Source organism: Pseudomonas sp. NFACC04-2, from assembly GCF_900119265.1.
GTDB lineage: Bacteria > Pseudomonadota > Gammaproteobacteria > Pseudomonadales > Pseudomonadaceae > Aquipseudomonas > Aquipseudomonas fluorescens_AA.
In genome coordinates this window covers 1-1959 of record NZ_FPJC01000057.1, presented here as the reverse complement: position 1 = coordinate 1959, position 1959 = coordinate 1, and the positions used below count along the sequence as shown (strand labels likewise).

1 protein-coding gene is annotated in these 1959 nt (G+C 65.0%); it reads right to left on the bottom strand.

All coding sequences use genetic code 11. The annotated features are described in order from the left end of the window. On the bottom strand, positions 1-1959 hold a 1959-nt coding region (locus tag BT125_RS28255; RefSeq protein ID WP_256573858.1), incomplete at both ends, for a condensation domain-containing protein.

Below are 1959 nucleotides of genomic sequence, written 5' to 3'. Positions count from 1 at the left end.
GCGCTGATGCAGGCAGGCCTCGCCCGGGAAGCTGTTCGGCGCAGGGTTCCATTGGGCGAAGTGTTGCTGTTGTTCGGCGGCCGTCAGCAGCGGCAGTTCACCGATGCATCGGCGGGGATCGGCGACGATGCCGTGCAGCAGGTTCAACCAGTGATCGGCCAGGCGTTGCACGGTGCTGGCGTCGAACAGGTCAGTGGCATAGGTCAGCGCCGCACCGAGTTCACCTTCGGCTTCCAAGGTGTCGAGGGTCAGGTCGAACTGGGCGGTCTGGCTTTCCCAGTCCTGGGCCTTGATGACCAGCCCGGGCAACGCCGGCAATGCCTGGCGAGCAACGCTCTGGTGGTTGTACAGCACCTGGAACAACGGGCTGTGGCTCAAGTTGCGCTCAGGCCGCAGCGCCTCGACCAGTTGCTCGAACGGCAGGTCCTGATGGGCCTCGGCACCGATGGCCGCCTGTTTGACCTGGGCCAGCAACGCACTGAAGCGCTGCTGCGGATCGACCTCGGCCTTGAGCACCTGGGTGTTGACGAAAAAGCCGATCAGCCCTTCGGTCTCCACCCGGTTGCGGTTGGCGATGGGCACGCCGACACGAATGTCCGACTGGCCGCTGTAGCGATGCAGCAAGGCCTGGAACGACGCCAGCAAGACCATGAACAACGTGCTGCCTTCGCGCTGGGCCAATTGTCGCAGCTGTTGGCCCAAGGCCTGGGGCAGGTCGATAGCCAGGCGTGCGCCGGCAAAGCTCTGCCGGGCCGGGCGCGGCCGGTCGGTGGGCAGCGCCAGCAACGGCTGCTCGCCCCCCAGCACATCGGTCCAGTACGCCAGTTGCCGTTCCCGTTCGCCGGCGTCCATCCACTGCCGCTGCCACACCGCGTAATCGGCATACTGGATCGGCAGTTCGGCCAATGCCGGGGACTCACCCTGGCTGTACGCGGCATAACCCTGGATCAGTTCCTGCACCAGCAATTGCATCGACCAGCCATCGGAGACGATGTGGTGTTGAGTCAGCACCAGCACATGTTCGTCGGCCGCCACCCGCAGCAGGCCAACCCGCAGCAGCGGGCCGTTTTGCAGGTCGAATGGCTGGGCGATCTGCTGGCGGACGAAGGCCTGGATCTGTTCATTGCCACCGTCGAGAATCTGCGGAATCACCAGCGGGTTCATCTGCCCGTGAATGACTTGGAACGCTTGCTCATCGATCTGGACGAAGGTGGTGCGCAGGCTCTCGTGGCGCTGCACCAGGGCGGCGAAACTCCGTTGCAAGGCCTGCAGGTCCAGGGCGCCCTGGATCCGCAGCGCCGCCGGAATGTGGTACGCCGCGCTGTGGGGCTCCATCTGCCAGAGGAACCACTGGCGTTGCTGGGCGTAGGACAGTGGCAGTTGCACGTGGTCCCGGGAAAGACGCGGGATGCTCGCCGGCCGCACCATGTCGCTGCCCACCAGCGCGGCCACACAGGCCTCAAGGCTGGCGTTCTCGAACAACTGGCGCAGTTGCAGGTTCAGGCCCAAGGCTTGGCGAATGCGCGAGACCATCTGTGTCGCCAGCAGCGAATGGCCGCCCAGTTCGAAGAAGTTATCCCTAAGCCCTACCCGCTCCACCTTGAGCACGTCTTGCCAGATCACCGCGATCTGTTGCTCCAGTTCACTTTGCGGTGCCACGTAGTCCTGCTGGACCTGGCTGGCATCGGCGGGCGGCAAGGCCTTGCGGTCGAGCTTGCCGTTGGCGGTCAGCGGCCATTGCTCGAGGAACAGCAGGTGCGTCGGCACCATGTAGTCCGGCAGGTCGGCCTTGAGCTGGGCCTTGATCCGGTCACGTAAACCGGCTTGCTCCTCGCGGGGATCTGCCGGGATCACATAGCCCACCAGTTGCTGGCCGCTCGGCCCTTCCTGGGCCAATACCAGCGCTTCGCGCACCGACGCCAGGGCGTTCAGGCGCGCTTCGATTTCGCCCAGTTCGAT